The organism is Streptomyces sp. NPDC051940 (assembly GCF_040680895.1).
Lineage (GTDB): Bacteria > Actinomycetota > Actinomycetes > Streptomycetales > Streptomycetaceae > Streptomyces.
In genome coordinates this window covers 64,294-79,888 of sequence record NZ_JBFAXR010000024.1, presented here as the reverse complement: position 1 = coordinate 79,888, position 15,595 = coordinate 64,294, and the positions used below count along the sequence as shown (strand labels likewise).

The window sequence follows — 15,595 nt, the reverse complement described above, 5'->3', positions numbered from 1 at the left end:
GCCCACCCCGTGCGCACCAGACCGGTGGTCGCTGGGGGGCTTACCAGCCCCCCAGACCCCCCGTCCCCAGACCCCCCGTCCCCCAATCAGCCCCCCCACCAAGCACCCCCCCCAACCCCGACATACGCTGCAAACCAAGTCAGCGCCACCCAAAACCGACGAGGCGCTTTCCGTAAGAGAAAGGAAGCCTCTTGCGTCGCGTACACCACATCGCCCTCGCTGCCCTCACCGCGACGGCGCTCCTCTTCACCGCGACCGCCTGCGGCGACGACGACGGCGGAAGCAGCGGCGGCGGCGGAGACAGCAGCGACCTGGGCATGGCGCTGGCCTACGACGTCGGCGGGCGGGGTGACCAGGCGTTCAACGACGCCGCCGCGGCCGGGTACGACAAGGCCAAGGAGGACTTCGGCTGGCAGGGCGTGGAGGTCGAGCCGTCCGCCGGCGAGTCCGACGCCGACAAGGTCCAGCGCCTCACCGACCTGGCCAAGAAGGGCTACGACCCCATCGTGGCCGTGGGCTTCGTCTACGCGCCTGCCGTGAAGGAGGTCGCCCCGAAGTTCCCGAAGACGACCTTCGGCCTGATCGACGACTCGTCCGTGACCGGCGACAACATCGCCAACCTCGTCTTCGCCGAGGAGCAGGGCTCCTATCTGGCCGGCGTGGTGGCGGCGATGGTCACCAAGACCAAGACCGTGGGCTTCATCGGCGGTGTGGAGACGTCGCTCATCAAGAAGTTCGAGGCCGGTTACAAGCAGGGCGTGGCCGACACGGACAACTCGGTCAAGGTGCTCACCAAGTATCTGACGCAGCCCCCGGACTTCACCGGCTTCGAGAAGCCCGACCTCGGCAAGGAGGCCGCCCAGGGCCAGCTCGACCAGAATGCCGACGTCATCTACCAGGCCGCGGGCGGCGCCGGCCGCGGTGTCATCGAGGCGACGGCGACCGCCGGCAAGTGGGCGATCGGCGTCGACTCCGACCAGTACATGCAGTCGGGTCTGGCGGCCTACAAGGAGCGGATCCTCACGTCCGTCATGAAGGACGTCACCGGCGCCGTATACGACCTCGACAAGTCCGTGGAGGCCGGCGACCCGGAGACGGGCGTCATCCAGTACACGCTCAAGGACGACGGTGTCTCCCTCTCGCAGTCCAACCCGGCGTTCAAGGAGATGACGGACGTCCAGGACGCGGTGGCCGAGGCCACGCAGAAGATCATCGACGGCGAGATCAAGGTGAAGACGACTCCGTAGCGGGCGCAGACGACGCCGTCGCAAACGCTGTCGTGAGGCAGTACGGGCCCGTCCGGTCCTACCGGGCGGGCCCCGGCGTGTGTTACGCGCTCCGACCGGGTTTAACGACGATCCGATAACAGCCGGTCAAGGCTCTCTTCTCAGGCATCTACGCGCGTTACGATGCGGCGCAACCATCGCCCTGGGGGAACGCGTCGAGAGACACCCGCAGGCGTGTCCGTCCATCACTTCGAGGAGAGCCTTCTCTTGCGTCGGCTTACCCAGATAGCGGTCGCGAGCCTCGCGACTGCGGCACTTGCGTTCACAGCCACCGCCTGCGGCGACGACAACGACAGCAGCGGCAACGGTGGCTCCGGCAAGGGTGGTGCCGCCAAGGGCGCCGCGCTTGCATACGACATCGGCGGCCGGGGCGACCTGTCGTTCAACGACGCGGCCGCGGCCGGTTTCGACCAGGCCAAGAAGGAGTTCGGCTTCGAGGGCCTCGAGGTCGAGCCCTCCGAGGGCGAGGGCGACCCGGACAAGGTCCAGCGCCTCACCGACCTGGCCAAGAAGGGCTACAACCCCGTCATCGCGGTCGGCTTCGTCTACTCGAAGGCCGTCGGCGAGGTCTCCAAGAAGTTCCCGAAGACCTCCTTCGCCATCATCGACGACCCGGTCGAGGGCGCGAACGTGGCGAACCTCGTGTTCAACGAGGAGCAGGCCTCCTACCTGGCCGGCGTCGCCGCCGCCAAGACCACCAAGACCAAGACGGTCGGCTTCATCGGTGGCGTCGAGGTTCCGCTGATCAAGAAGTTCGAGGCCGGTTTCGTCCAGGGCGTCACGGACACCGACTCGTCCGTCAAGGTCGTCAAGAAGTACCTGACCCAGCCGCCGGACTTCACCGGCTTCTCCGACCCGGCCAAGGGCAAGGCGGCCGCGGAGGGCCAGCTGGACCAGAACGCCGACGTCGTCTACCACGCCGCGGGCGGCGCGGGCAACGGCGCCATCGACGCCGTCGCCACCGCCGGCAAGTGGGCCATCGGTGTGGACTCCGACCAGTACCAGGCCCCGACGCTCGCCAAGTTCAAGGACAAGATCCTGGCCTCGGCGACGAAGAACGCCACCGGTGCGGTCTACAAGATGATCAAGTCCGTGCAGGACGGCAAGCCGCTCGTCGGCGAGCAGCGGTACGGCCTCGCGGACGACGGTGTCGCCCTGACCGACACCAACCCGGCGTACAAGGCCATGGCGGATGTCGTCGCCGCGGTCGAGGCCGCCAAGCAGAAGATCATCAGCGGCGAGATCACGGTCAAGACCGAGCCGTAAACCGTCGAAAGCGGTCGTCGGTTGACGAAAGCCGGAGTCGCGGTTGGCGCAAGCCGACCGGCTCGGCCGACTTGGGCCGGCAGTCACGGCTGACGGGGGCCCCCTGCGCATTCGGGGGGCCCTCTTGCCGTCCCTCTGGGGGGCTTACCAGCCCCCCAGACCCCCCGTCACGTACGCTACGCGCGTAGCACCCGGCTCCTGGCACTACCGTTCCCCCTGAAAGCCCCGTCCTCCCCGCCCCTGAAGCCCCGTCCTCCCCGCCCACACCGACTGTCCCCGGAGAGTGCGCCATCAACGCGTCAAGCCCTCCCCCCGCCGTAGAACTGACGGGGATCACGAAACGCTTCCCTGGCGTCGTCGCCAACCACGACATCCACATCGCGGTCCGCAAGGGCACCGTGCACGCGATCGTCGGTGAGAACGGCGCGGGCAAGTCCACCCTGATGAAGACCCTCTACGGCATGCACAAGCCGGACGAGGGCACGATCGCGGTCGACGGCGAGACGGTGGTGTTCTCCGGTCCGTCCGACGCGATCGCCCGCGGCATCGGCATGGTGCACCAGCACTTCATGCTGGCCGACAACCTCACCGTCCTGGAGAACGTCACCCTCGGCGCCGAGAAGCTGCACGGCATCGGCGGCGCGGCCCGCGCCAAGATCAAGGAGATCTCGGACGCGTACGGACTGGGGGTGCGCCCCGACGCCATGGTCGAGGACCTGGGCGTCGCCGACCGGCAGCGCGTGGAGATCCTCAAGGTCCTCTACCGCGGCGCCCGGACGCTGATCCTCGACGAGCCGACCGCGGTGCTGGTGCCGCAGGAGGTCGACGCGCTCTTCGACAACCTGCGCGGGCTCAAGGCCGAGGGCCTGACGGTCATCTTCATCTCGCACAAGCTGGGCGAGGTGCTCTCCGTGGCCGACGAGATCACCGTCATCCGCCGCGGTACGACGGTCGCCTCCGTCACGCCCGACCAGGTCACCCGCAAGCAGCTCGCCGAGCTGATGGTCGGCAGCGAACTGCCCACGCCCGAGACCCGCGAGTCGACGGTCACCGCCGTGCCGATGCTGGAGGTCAGGAACCTGACCCTGGTCGAGGGCGGCGAGGCCGCCCCGATGGCCCACACCGGCGGCGGCGCGGCCCCCTCGGCCGTCGGGCCCGCCCCGGCCGTCGGATCCGCCGGCGACGAGCACGTCGCGACCGGCCGCCGGCTGCTGGACGACGTCACGTTCACCATCCACAAGGGTGAGGTGCTGGGCATCGCGGGCGTCGAGGGCAACGGCCAGACCGAGCTGATCGACGCGGTCATCGGCATGCGTAAGCCCGACTCCGGCGTCGTCCTGCTCGACGGCACGGACGTCTCCTCCTGGCCGGTGCGCAAGCGCCGCGAGTCCGGCCTCGGCTACATCCCCGAGGACCGCCACCGCCACGGCATCCTGCTGGAATCCCCGCTGTGGGAGAACCGCATCCTCGGCCATGTCACCGAGCGCCCCAACTCCAAGGGCTTCCGGCTCGACATCAAGGCCGCCCGCGCCGACACCGAGCGGATCGTCGAGGAGTACGACGTACGCACCCCCGGTATCGACGTCACGGCCGCGTCCCTGTCCGGCGGCAACCAGCAGAAGCTGATCGTCGGCCGCGAGATGAGCCACCACCCCAAGCTGCTGATCGCCGCGCACCCCACGCGCGGTGTCGACGTCGGCGCCCAGGCACAGATCTGGGACCAGATCCGCGAGGCCCGCCGCGAGGGCATGGCCGTCCTGCTGATCTCCGCCGACCTCGACGAGCTGATCGGCCTGTCCGACACCCTGCGCGTGATCTTCAGCGGCAAGCTCGTCGCCTACGCCGATCCCGCCACCATCACCCCGGAGGAGCTGGGCTCCGCGATGACCGGTGCCGCCAGCGGCGACCTCGACGCATCCGACAGCGACAGCGCCGCGGGCGAGGAGGACGGCCGATGAAGACGTTCAAGTTCGACAAGGAGCGGGTGCTCCTCGGCCTCGCCGGCCCCGTACTGGCGATCGTCATCGCGTTCGTGCTGAGCGCGCTCGTCCTGCTCGCCTCGGGCCTCAACCCGTTCGAGCCGTTCGAGATCATGTTCAACTCGCTGGAGGATCAGGACATCCAGGTCCTGATCATCAACCAGTGGGGCACCTACTATCTGGCGGCCCTCGCGGTGGCGATCGGCTTCCGGATGAACCTCTTCAACATCGGCGTCGACGGCCAGTACCGGCTCGCCGCGATGGTCTCGGCGCTGGTCGGCGCCCAGATCTCGCCGCCCGGACCGATCCACATCCTGCTGATCGTCGTCACCGCGATGCTGGTCGGCTCCCTCTGGTCGGGTATCGCGGGCATCCTGAAGACCGCCCGGGGTGTCAGCGAGGTCGTCTCCACGATCATGCTGAACTCCATCGCGACCAGCCTGATCGCCTGGCTGACGCTGAAGGACCAGTTCGGCGAGCAGGCCGAGGGCTCCAACGACCTCACCACCGGCCTGATCGACGAGTCCGGCTGGTTCCCCGGCATCGAGGTGAGCGACTTCGCCGGCGAGATCTACGGCTTCGTTTTCGTCGCCGCCGCGCTCGGCGTCGTCTACTGGTACGTCCTGAACCGCACCCGCTTCGGCTTCGACCTGCGCGCCTCCGGCGCCTCGGAGTCCGCCGCCGCGGCCAGCGGTGTGGACGCCAAGCGCATGGTGCTGCTGAGCATGCTGATCTCCGGCGCCGTCGCCGGCCTCGCGGGCATGCCGGTGCTGCTCGGCGAGACCCACACCTACAGCCAGTCCTTCCCGGTCGGTGTCGGCTTCACGGGCATCACGATCGCCCTGCTGGGCCGTAACAACCCGCTCGGCGTGGCGGTCGCGGCCCTGCTCATCGCCTTCCTGGACAAGGCGTCCAACCAGCTCAACCTGGAGGGCTACCCGCCCGAGATCGCCATGATCATGAAGGGCCTGATCGTGCTCTCCGCTGTCATCTCGTACGAGCAGGTCCGCCGTTACGGCCTCAAGCGCCAGCAGCGCAAGGTCGGCGAGGAGCTGGCCGCGCAGGCCGCCAACCGTGAGGAGGTGTCGGCCTGATGGCTACCGTGACCGACGCGCCGCTCAAGCAGCCGTCCAGCAAGCCGTCCCCGCGGTTCAGGCTCACCTGGCCGTGGATCCTGATCATCATCGCCGCCGGGCTGGCCCTGGTCTCCCTCGTGCGGCTGATCACGGACGCCAACGACATCACCTCCGTCGGCCAGGTCTCCGCCGCCCTGCGGCTCGCCGTGCCGATCGGCCTCGCGGGTCTGGGCGGTCTGTGGTCCGAGCGCGCGGGCGTCGTCAACATCGGTCTCGAGGGCATGATGATCCTCGGCACCTGGTTCGGCGCCTGGGCCGGCTACCAGTGGGGCCCGTGGACCGGTGTGCTCTTCGGGGTCATCGGCGGCATCCTGGGCGGTCTGCTGCACGCCCTGGCCACGGTGACCTTCGGCGTCAACCACATCGTCTCCGGTGTGGCGATCAACATCCTGGCGCTGGGCGCCACCAAGTACCTGTCGAAGTTCACCTTCCAGGAGGAGGGCGGCAGCGCGAAGCAGTCGCCGCCGATCGAGCGCATCGACACGATCACCGTGCCGGGGCTGTCCGACTGGATGAAGGACCTCAACGGCAAGCACTGGTTCTTCATCTCCGACGTGGCCGGCTTCCTCGGTGGCGTGGTGACCGGCATCTCCCTGCTGACGGTCCTCGCGATCCTGATCATCCCGGCGACCTGGTTCGTGCTGTGGCGTACGCCCTTCGGGCTCAGGCTGCGCTCCTGCGGTGAGAACCCGCACGCGGCCGAGTCGCTCGGCGTGAACGTCTACAAGTACAAGTACATCGCCGTGATCGTCTCCGGCGGACTGGCCGGACTCGGCGGCTACTTCCTCGCCGACGCGGCGGGGCTGTACCAGGAGGGCCAGACCGGCAACCGCGGTTACATCGGTCTCGCCACGATGATCTTCGGCAACTGGATGCCCGGCGGCACGGCGCTCGGCGCGCTGCTCTTCGGCTACACCGACAGCCTCAACGTCCGCTCCGGCGGCGAGAACGTGCACGCGCTGCTGCTGCTCCTGGTGATCCTGATGGCCCTGGCGGTCGTCTGGCAGCTGTACAAGAGCAAGGCCATCCCGGCCACCGTCACCGCCGTCATCGCGGGCATGCTGCTGTGGTGGTACCTGGCCACCGAGGAGGTCCCGAGCCAGTTCGTCGCCATGGCCCCGTACGTCACGACCATCGTCGTACTGGCGCTGTTCTCCAAGCGCCTGCGGATGCCCAAGGCCGACGGTCTGCCGTACCGCAAGGGCGAGGGCTGATGAGCACACCGGTCAACTGGACCGCACTGCGGGAGGAGGCCCGGGCCGTGATGGCCCGGGCCTACGCCCCCTACTCGAACTACCCGGTCGGCGCGGCCGCGCTGGTCGACGACGGCCGCGTGGTCTCCGGCTGCAACGTGGAGAACGCGGCGTACGGCGTGGCGCTGTGCGCCGAGTGCGGTCTGATCTCCGAGCTCTTCCGCACCGGCGGCGGCCGCCTCGTCGCGTTCACCTGCACCGACGGCGCGGGCCGCGTCCTGATGCCGTGCGGCCGCTGCCGCCAGCTGCTGTGGGAGCACGGCGGGCCGGACCTCCTCGTGGACACGGAGAAGGGCGTCCGCCCGATGACGGAGATCCTGCCCGACGCCTTCGGCCGCGACGACCTGAACCGCTGAGCGTTCACCTCCCGTACCACCGAAAGGGATGTCCGATGGACGTCATCTCCGTCATCCGCACCAAGCGCGACCGCGGCCGGCTCAGCGACGAGCAGATCGACTGGGTCATCGACGCCTACACCCGCGGTGAGGTCGCCGACGAGCAGATGTCCGCGCTCGCCATGGCGATCCTGCTCAACGGCATGGAGCGCGACGAGATCGCCCGCTGGACCGCGGCGATGATCGCCTCCGGCGAGCGGATGGACTTCTCCTCCCTGCCGCGGCCCACGGCCGACAAGCACTCCACGGGCGGCGTAGGCGACAAGATCACCCTGCCGCTGGCGCCGCTCGTCGCCGCCTGCGGCGCGGCCGTGCCGCAGCTCTCCGGCCGCGGCCTCGGCCACACCGGCGGCACGCTGGACAAGCTGGAGTCCATCCCCGGCTGGCGGGCGCTGCTGTCCAACGAGGAGATGCTGCAGGTCCTGCGGGACACCGGCGCCGTCATCTGCGCGGCCGGCGACGGCCTCGCGCCCGCCGACAAGAAGCTCTACGCCCTCCGCGACGTCACCGGCACGGTCGAGGCGATCCCGCTGATCGCGTCGTCCATCATGTCGAAGAAGATCGCGGAGGGGACGGGCTCGCTCGTCCTGGACGTGAAGGTCGGCTCCGGCGCGTTCATGAAGAACCTCGCCGACGCCCGCGAACTCGCCTCCACCATGGTTGGCCTGGGCACCGACAGCGGTGTGAAGACCGTCGCCCTGCTCACCGACATGTCCACCCCGCTCGGGCTGACCGCCGGCAACGCGCTGGAGGTCCGCGAGTCCGTCGAGGTCCTCGCCGGCGGCGGTCCGGCGGACGTCGTCGAGCTGACCCTCGCGCTCGCCCGCGAGATGCTCGACGCGGCGGGCCTGCGGGACGCCGACCCGGCGAAGGCCCTCGCGGACGGCTCCGCGATGGACGTCTGGCGCCGCATGATCGCCGCGCAGGGCGGCGACCCGGACGCGACGCTGCCGGTGGCCCGGGAGACGGAGATCATCCTGGCCCCGTCCGCCGGCGTCCTCACCCGGCTCGACGCGTACGCCGTCGGCATCGCCGCCTGGCGCCTCGGCGCGGGCCGCGCCCGCAAGGAGGACCCCGTGCAGGCGGGCGCGGGCGTCGAGATCCACGCCAAGCCGGGCGACGCGGTGGTGGCCGGCCAGCCGCTGCTGACGCTGCACACGGACACGTCGGAGAAGTTCGCGTACGCCCTCGAGGCGCTCACCGGCGCGTACGAGATCGGGCCGGTGGACACGGCGTTCGAGCCGGTGCCGCTGATCCTGGACCGGATCGCCTGAGCGCGGGGCGCGCCGCGCCCCGGGCTGTGTCGCGGGGGAAGAGACAACTCACGCGCCCGGTCTCTTCCCAACCCGCCCGGCGGTGGTGGAGTCTTATGGACCTGTGTACGCCCGGAGCCCCGACCGCGTACCGGCCGCCGACGCGCGGCGCGTACCGTGGGCGGGGAACGGCCGGGGGAGTGCCGACGGCCGACCGAGCAGAAGGGGTGCCGTGCGGGGACGCGAGGAGCGGGACGGACTGGACGAGCTGACGGTCGAACGGCTGCTGTCCGGCGACGACATGCGCGACGCGGGCGAGGACGTGCGGCGCCTGGGCACGTTCCTGGCCGCGGCGCGGGAGCCGCTGCCGGTGGATCCCGTACGGGCCGAGTCCGACCGGATGGCCGTCATGGAGGCGTTCCGCGAACTCCACGGCGCGGGTGCCCCCGACCGGTCCCGCCCGCACCGCCGCCGCCTCTTCACCGGCGCCCTCGCCGGTATGGCCGCACTGCTCACCGCCGGCGGCGTCGCGGTCGCCTCGGGCGGCGTCGCCGTCCCCGGCTTCCTGGGCGGCGACCCCCGCCCCGTGGCCTCCCAGTCCACCCCCGCCACCACCCCGCCCGGCTCCCCCGCCCTCGGCACGCCGTCGCCCTCCTCGGCCTTCCCCGACCCCACCCACCCCTCGGCCACCCCCCGCGGCAACTCCGGCGACCACCGCGCGGACCGCTCGGCGGACCTGTGCCACAAGCGCGCGGACGCGCTGGCCCAGGGCCGCGGCCTCGGCCCCGGCGAAGCGAACCGCCTGGCGGAGGCGGCCAAGGGCCGCCCGGTGGGCCCGTACTGCGCGGACATCCTCCGAGCGGAGGCCGCCGCGGGCGGCCCCAACGACAAACACCCCCAGACGGGCAGAGGCCACCGCGTCGACAAGCCCGACCACACGGCCGCGGCAAAGCCGCCAGAACGAAACCGGCCCGGGAAGCCAAAGGCTCCAAACCCGAGCACGCCCGAAAAGCACTCAAAGCCCACGCCCACAAAGCCGTCCCTGCCCGCCAAGCCAAGCACCCCGCAGAACCCCGCCGCTCCCGGCAAGCCGGGCAACTCGAAGAAGGCCGGACAGCCCGGCAGGACAGGCGGGTCCGACAAGGCCGGACAGCCCGGCAACGCGGGCGGGTCGGAGAAGGCCGGAGAGCCCGGCAGGGCGGGCGGGCCCGAGAAGGCCGGACAGCCCGGCAAGGCAGGCGGCTCGGAGAAGGCCGGGCAGCCCGGCGGGACAGGCGGGTCCGACAAGGCCGGGCGGCCCGGCAACGCGGGCGGGTCGGAGAAGGCCGGAGAGCCCGGCAAGGCAGGCGGGTCAGAGAGGGCTGCGGAGCCCAGCACCGCAGGCGGGTCCGCGAAGACCGAGGAATCCCGTAAGGCGGATGGCCCCCGAAGGACCGAAGGGCCTGGAACGACGGACGCCCCCGAGAAGCCCGCAGGCCACCTCACCAAGGCGCACGCGCCGCAGCCGCCGACACAAACCGCACCACACAGCGCGACCGGCACCACCCCAGCCCGTCCGGCGTCTGAGGGCTGAGGCGCGAAGCGCCGAACCGCGCCGCAGGCGCCAACGCAAACCGCACCGCGCAGCGGGACTGCACCCCCACCTCAGCCCGTCCGGCGTTTGAGGACTGAGGCGCGAAGCGCCGAACCGCGCCGCAGGCGCCAACGCAAACCGCACCGCGCAGCGTGACCGCACCCCCACCTCAGCCCGTCCGGCGTTTGAGGACTGAGGCGCGAAGCGCCGAATCGCGCCGCAGGCGCCCGCGCAAACCGCACCGCGCAGCGGGACCGCACCACAACCCCAGCCCGTCCGGCGCCTGAGGACAGAGGCGTCGATCAGCGCGCCACCACAAGCCGCGCACCGTACGCCTTCCGCGTCCCGTACAACGTGATCCCCCCAACCCCCACCAGCGCCGCAAGGCCGAGCAGGACGACCCCCTCCCACCCCGCCGCGTGGAACGCGACCGCCCCGAGCGTCGCCCCCGCGCTGGAGCCGGCGTAGTACGAGACCTGGTAGAGCGCCGTGGCCTGCGCCCGCCCCGACCGGGCCGCCCGGCTGACCGAGCCGGAGGCCACCGCGTGCCCCGCGAAGAACCCCGCCGTGAGCAGCACGAGCCCGAGCAGCACGGCGTACAGCGACGACGACAGCGACAGCAGCAGACCGCAGGCCGTGGTGAGCGCCGCCGCATACAGCGTGCCGCGCCGTCCCAGCCGGTCCACCAGCCGGCCGGCCGCGGCCGAGGACACGGTCCCCACCAGGTAGATCACGAAGATCGACCCGATGAGCCCCTGCGACAGCGAGAACGGCTCCCCGGCGAGCCGCAGCCCGATCACGGTGTAGACCGCCCCGAAGACGACCATGAACAGCGCCCCGATGGCGTACAACCGGCACAGCAGCCCGTCCGACAGATGCCCGCGCACGGTCGAGGCCACCGCACGCGGCGCCACGGGCCCCGCCCGGAAGTGCCGGGCCCGCGGCAGCGTGACCCGGTACAGCAGCGCGCAGACCAGCGCCAGCAGCGCGACCGCCGCCAGCGCGGCCCGCCAGCCCCACGCCTCGGCGGTCCACCCGGTGAGGATCCGCCCCGTCATGCCGCCGATGCTGTTGCCGGCCACGAACAGCCCGATGGCCCCCAGCACCGACGGCCCTTCGACCTCGTCCGCGATGTACGCGATAGCCGAGGCGGGGATCCCCGCGATCGCCGCCCCCTGCAGCGCCCGCAGCACGGTGAGCGTGGTGATGTCGGGGGCCAGCGGCATCACCAGCGCCAGCGCGACCGCGGCGGCCAGGGCGTACGTCATCAGCGCCCGCCGCCCGATCCGCTCGGACACGAGGCTGAGCGGCAGCACCGACAGCGCGAGCGCCAGCGTCGCCGCCGACACGGTCCAGCTGGCCGCGCTCGCCGAGGCGCCGAGGTCCGCGGTGAGCGCGGGCAGCAGCGCCTGGGTGGAGAAGAGCAGCGCGAAGGTCGCGACGCCCGCCGCGAAGAGCGCGAGCACCATCCGGCGGTAACCCGCACCGCCCGGGGTGAGTTTGGCGACGGGGGCGGGGCCGGAGACGGCGGAGGTGTCGGGGTACGACGGGGCAGAGGCGCCCACAGCAAGCTCGGTGGACGCCTGGACTGGTTCGGCAGGCATGTCCCCGAAACTACGCAAGGCAAAATAATGCGTCCAATGCATGATTGGAGCCATACTCATGCAATGGAGAATGAGCGCAGGTCAGAGCGACGGTTGTCACCGTCTGGACACCTGGAAGATATTTCTGTTACAGAAGGTACCGCCGCCTGGGCCGCCCTCCTCGCCCCCCGCCTCGCGCAGTTCGCCGCCGTCGCCCGCCACGAGCACGTCACCCGCGCCGCCGCCGAACTCGGCGTCCCCCAGCCCACGTTGAGCCGGGCCGTGGCCCGGCTGGAGGCCGACCTGGGCGTGGAGCTCTTCGCCCGGCACGGCCGCGCCCTGACCCTCACCCGGGCCGGCCGGGACTTCCTCGCCGCCGCCGAGCGGGCGCTCGGGGAGGTGGGCCGCGCCGCGGAGTCCGTACGGGCGGACGCGGACCCCTCGGCGGGCAAGGTGGCGTTCGGCTTCCTGCACACCATGGGCCCCGAGACCGTACCGGAGCTGCTGCGCGAGTTCCGGACCGACCATCCGCGGGTGCGGTTCCAGCTGGTCCAGTCGTACGGCGAGTGGATGATCGACCGGCTCCGCGAGGGCGAACTGGACCTGTGTCTGACCTCGCCGGTCCCCGACGCCCCGGACCTCGAGGCCCGGCGGCTGGACGAGCAGCGGCTGCGTCTGGTCGTACCGGAGGACCACCGGCTGGCGTCCCGGCGCCGGGTGCGGCTGGCGGAGGCGGCGGACGAGGTCTTCGTGACCCTGGAGAAGGGCTACGGCCTGCGCCGCATCACCGACGCGCTGTGCGCCGAGGCGGGGTTCAAGCCCCGGGTGGCGTTCGAGGGGGAGGAGACGGAGACGCTGCGCGGACTGGTCGCCGCGGGCCTGGGCGTGGCGCTGCTGCCGCCGCCCGCGGTGGCCCGCCCCGGGGTGGCGGAGCTGACGGTGACGGCGCCGCGGGCGGTGCGGGAGATCGGCCTGGCGTGGCTGGCGGGGCACACGGACACGCCCCCGGTGGCGGCGTTCAAGAAGTTCCTGCTGGGCCGCAGAGGGAGACTGCTCGCGGGCTGAACGAGGGCTCCCCGACGGCAGGATGAAGGCCCAGCCGCCCTGAGCCGCCCCCCTCACCCCTCGAAGTCCCGCACCCCGTTTAGCACCCGCGACGGATTCTCGCGCACCTCGTCCGTACAGGCGTACTCCCGCAGCCGGTGCGCCGTCCCCAGCACCGCCTCGCGCCCGTCGCCCAGCCCCGCGTACGTGCACACCAGCTGGGCCAGCGCCGTCCGGGTCAGCTGCTCGGGGTCGCGGTCGAAGCGCACCGCCGCCGCCGGGTCGCCCGTTCGGGCCCGTACCAGCGCGATGTCGTCGACGCCGGTCGAGTAGCCGTCGAGGCTCTCCTTGGCGCCGGGGCCGTCCCGCAGCGCGTCCAGCAGCTCCTGCTTCAGGGTCTGCCGCGCCTGCGCGGCCGGTACGCCCTGGGCCCGCTCCATGTTGCGGCGGACGGGCGCGATCTTCGCCCCGCACACGAAGTAGACGTCCATCAGCTGCGCCCCCTCGCGCGGCGTGGCACCCGGCGTGGGCGGGTTCTCGCCGCCGCAGCGGGCCCGGGTGGGCGCGGAGCCGGCGTCCACCGGCACGCTGGTGGGGCGGATGCCGCAGCCGGCGAGCGCGGCGGCCAGCAGGGCCACGGCGGCCGCCCGGCGCAGTCGCGCGGTCATCGGTCCTCCTCCGGCGTGGGCGCGTACCGGGGCAGCCGCAGCGTGAACACCGCGCCGCCCTCGGGCCGGTTGGCGGCGGAGATGGCGCCGCCGTGGATACGGGCGTTCTCCGCCGCGATGGACAGGCCCAGCCCGCTGCCCTCCGAGCGGGCGCGGGAGGCGTCCGCCTTGTAGAACCGGTCGAAGACGTGCGGCAGCACGTCCTCGGGGATGCCGGGGCCGTTGTCGGCGACCTCCACCACCAGCTCCTCGCCCTCCAGCCGGGCCGTCACCCGTACGGGGGATCCGCCGTGCTTCAGCGCGTTGCCGATCAGATTGGCGAGGATCACGTCGAGCCGGCGCGGATCGAGCCGCGCCACGAGCCCGCGCGGCGCGTCCAGGTCCACCGCGTCCAGCCAGGCGCGCGCGTCGACGCACGCCGTGATCTGGTCGGCCACGTCCACCTCGTCCGCCACGAGCCGCGCCGTACCGGCGTCGAAGCGGGTGACCTCCATCAGATTCTCGACCAGGTCGTTCAGCCGCCGGGTCTCGCTGACCACCAGCGCCACCGCCGGGGCGATCATCGGGTCGAGCGAGTCCTGCTCCTCCTCGAGCACGTCCGTCACCGCGGTGATCGCGGTCAGCGGGGTGCGCAGCTCGTGCGACATGTCGGCGACGAACCGCCGACTGGCCTTGTCCCGCTCGCTGAGGTCCTCCACCTGCTGCTGCAGCCGCTCGGCGGTCTGGTTGAACGTCCGGGAGAGATCGGCCAGTTCGTCGGTGCCGGTGACCCGCAGCCGGGTGTCGAGCTTGCCCTCGCCGAGCGCGCGCGCCGCCTCGCCCAGCCGCTGTACGGGCCGCAGCACCGTCGTCGCGGCCGCCTGCGCCAGCAGCGCGGAGCCGATCAGGGACAGGGCGGTGGCGATGCCCAGCGACCAGGCCAGGGAGTTGAGGTCGTCGCGCTCGGCGTCCAGCGACTTCAGCATGTAGCCGGTCCAGTCGCTGCCCTCGACCCGGGTACCGCCGATCAGGAAGGGTGTGCCGCCCATCGTGACGCGCTGCCAGTACAGGTGGTACGTGTCCTCGTCGTCGTCGCGCCGCGAGTCGACGGCCGCCTTCAGCTTCGGCGGGATCATGGCGGCGTCGAAGGACGCGCTGGAGGACGCGGGGCAGCCGGGCCGCCCGTCGGTGAGGATCAGCACCGAGTAGTTCTGCTCGGTGTCGGCGATCTGGCCGGCCGCGTTGCGCACGGCCGCGCAGTCGGCGTCCAGCGGCAGCCTGTCGGTGCCGTCCTTCAGCCCCTCGCGGAAGCTGCGCAGCGAGGCGTCCTGGGTGCGTTTGAGCACCGAGTCCCGGTTCAGCCAGTACGCGATGCCCGCCACGGACACCGCGGAGACCAGCGCCACCAGGGCGAACACGATCACCAGGCGCAGCCGCAGGCTTATCCAGCGCAGCATGGACGAGGTCCAGCCGCGGAGCCGGCCGGGGGCCTTGGTCACGAGGGGCTGTCCAGCCGGTAGCCCACTCCGCGGACCGTCTTGATCAGCGTCGGCGTCGACGGCACGTCCTCCACCTTGGCGCGCAGCCGCTGCACACAGGCGTCGACCAGCCGCGAGTCGCCGAGGTAGTCGTGCTCCCAGACCAGCCGCAGCAGTTGCTGCCGCGACAGCGCCTGGCCGGGCCGGCGGCTCAGCTCCAGCAGCAACCGCAGCTCGGTGGGCGTGAGTTGCAGATCCTCGCCGTTCTTGGTCACCGTCATCGCCGACCGGTCGATGACCAGGCTCCCGAACGTCGCGGTGTCCGTGGTCTCGCGCTCACCGCGGCGCAGCACGGCGCGGATCCGGGCGTCCAGCACCCGGCCCTGCACCGGCTTGACGACGTAGTCGTCCGCCCCGGACTCGAGCCCCACGACGATGTCGATGTCGTCGCTGCGCGCGGTGAGCAGGATGATCGGCAGCTGGTCGGTGCGGCGGATCCGGCGGCACACCTCGAAGCCGTCGATGCCCGGCAGCATGACGTCCAGCACGATGAGGTCGGGCCGTTGCTCCTTCAGGAGCTTCAGCCCGTCCTCTCCCGACGCAGCGGTCATCACCCGATGGCCCTGGCGGGACAGCGACAGTTCGAGGGCCGTACGGATGGCGTCGTCGTCCTCGATGAGCAACAGAGAAGGCACGCGCGTC

Annotated in this window: 13 protein-coding genes; 9 read left to right on the top strand and 4 right to left on the bottom strand. The window is 71.6% G+C overall.

The annotated features are described in order from the left end of the window. Positions 1-191: 191 nt before the first annotated feature. The 8 genes from AB0M28_RS12880 (at position 192) to AB0M28_RS12845 (ending at position 10,141) form a co-directional block, all read left to right on the top strand. Positions 192-1,247 carry a BMP family ABC transporter substrate-binding protein gene (locus tag AB0M28_RS12880; RefSeq protein WP_365402297.1) on the top strand — a complete coding sequence of 352 codons (1,056 nt, stop codon included), beginning with the start codon at positions 192-194 and terminating at the stop codon, positions 1,245-1,247. A gap of 246 nt (positions 1,248-1,493) precedes the next feature. Next, a complete protein-coding gene (locus tag AB0M28_RS12875) occupies positions 1,494-2,552 on the top strand; it encodes a BMP family ABC transporter substrate-binding protein (RefSeq protein ID WP_365402294.1) in 1,059 nt (352 codons plus the stop codon). 290 nt (positions 2,553-2,842) lie between these two features. Next, positions 2,843-4,510 (top strand): ABC transporter ATP-binding protein, encoded by a 1,668-nt coding sequence (locus tag AB0M28_RS12870; RefSeq protein WP_365402315.1) that lies wholly within the window; start codon positions 2,843-2,845, stop codon positions 4,508-4,510. Next, positions 4,507-5,625 carry an ABC transporter permease gene (locus AB0M28_RS12865; protein ID WP_365402291.1) on the top strand — a complete coding sequence of 373 codons (1,119 nt, stop codon included), beginning with the start codon at positions 4,507-4,509 and terminating at the stop codon, positions 5,623-5,625. Before AB0M28_RS12870 ends, AB0M28_RS12865 begins: the two co-directional genes overlap by 4 nt. Further along, positions 5,625-6,881: an ABC transporter permease gene (locus tag AB0M28_RS12860; RefSeq protein WP_365402289.1), complete on the top strand. Its 1,257-nt coding sequence runs from the start codon at positions 5,625-5,627 to the stop codon at positions 6,879-6,881. Before AB0M28_RS12865 ends, AB0M28_RS12860 begins: the two co-directional genes overlap by 1 nt. Further along, positions 6,881-7,276 carry a cytidine deaminase gene (locus AB0M28_RS12855; protein WP_365402286.1) on the top strand — a complete coding sequence of 132 codons (396 nt, stop codon included), beginning with the start codon at positions 6,881-6,883 and terminating at the stop codon, positions 7,274-7,276. The genes AB0M28_RS12860 and AB0M28_RS12855 overlap by 1 nt, the downstream gene beginning before the upstream one ends. Before the next feature lie 35 nt (positions 7,277-7,311). Then, positions 7,312-8,589, top strand: a complete 1,278-nt coding sequence (locus tag AB0M28_RS12850; protein WP_365402283.1) for a thymidine phosphorylase — start codon at positions 7,312-7,314, stop codon at positions 8,587-8,589. Positions 8,590-8,800: 211 nt separating this feature from the next. Further along, entirely contained in the window at positions 8,801-10,141 is a 1,341-nt protein-coding gene (locus tag AB0M28_RS12845; protein ID WP_365402280.1) for a hypothetical protein, read from the top strand. Positions 10,142-10,443: 302 nt separating this feature from the next. Here AB0M28_RS12845 and AB0M28_RS12840 read toward each other — a convergent pair whose 3' ends face one another. Beyond that, positions 10,444-11,745 (bottom strand): MFS transporter, encoded by a 1,302-nt coding sequence (locus tag AB0M28_RS12840; protein ID WP_365402277.1) that lies wholly within the window; start codon positions 11,743-11,745, stop codon positions 10,444-10,446. 63 nt (positions 11,746-11,808) lie between these two features. Between AB0M28_RS12840 and AB0M28_RS12835 the strand changes: the two genes are divergently transcribed. Continuing rightward, positions 11,809-12,789 carry a LysR family transcriptional regulator gene (locus AB0M28_RS12835; protein WP_365402274.1) on the top strand — a complete coding sequence of 327 codons (981 nt, stop codon included), beginning with the start codon at positions 11,809-11,811 and terminating at the stop codon, positions 12,787-12,789. A gap of 53 nt (positions 12,790-12,842) precedes the next feature. Here AB0M28_RS12835 and AB0M28_RS12830 read toward each other — a convergent pair whose 3' ends face one another. The 3 genes from AB0M28_RS12830 to afsQ1 are packed head-to-tail and all read right to left on the bottom strand — an operon-like array spanning position 12,843 to position 15,588. Continuing rightward, positions 12,843-13,436, bottom strand: coding sequence for a hypothetical protein (locus tag AB0M28_RS12830; RefSeq protein WP_365402271.1), 594 nt, complete (start codon positions 13,434-13,436; stop codon positions 12,843-12,845). After that, a complete protein-coding gene (locus AB0M28_RS12825) occupies positions 13,433-14,872 on the bottom strand; it encodes a HAMP domain-containing sensor histidine kinase (RefSeq protein WP_365402312.1) in 1,440 nt (479 codons plus the stop codon). Before AB0M28_RS12825 ends, AB0M28_RS12830 begins: the two co-directional genes overlap by 4 nt. Before the next feature lie 38 nt (positions 14,873-14,910). Further along, positions 14,911-15,588, bottom strand: a complete 678-nt coding sequence (gene afsQ1 / locus AB0M28_RS12820) for a two-component system response regulator AfsQ1 (protein ID WP_365402268.1) — start codon at positions 15,586-15,588, stop codon at positions 14,911-14,913. Positions 15,589-15,595 lie beyond the last annotated feature (7 nt).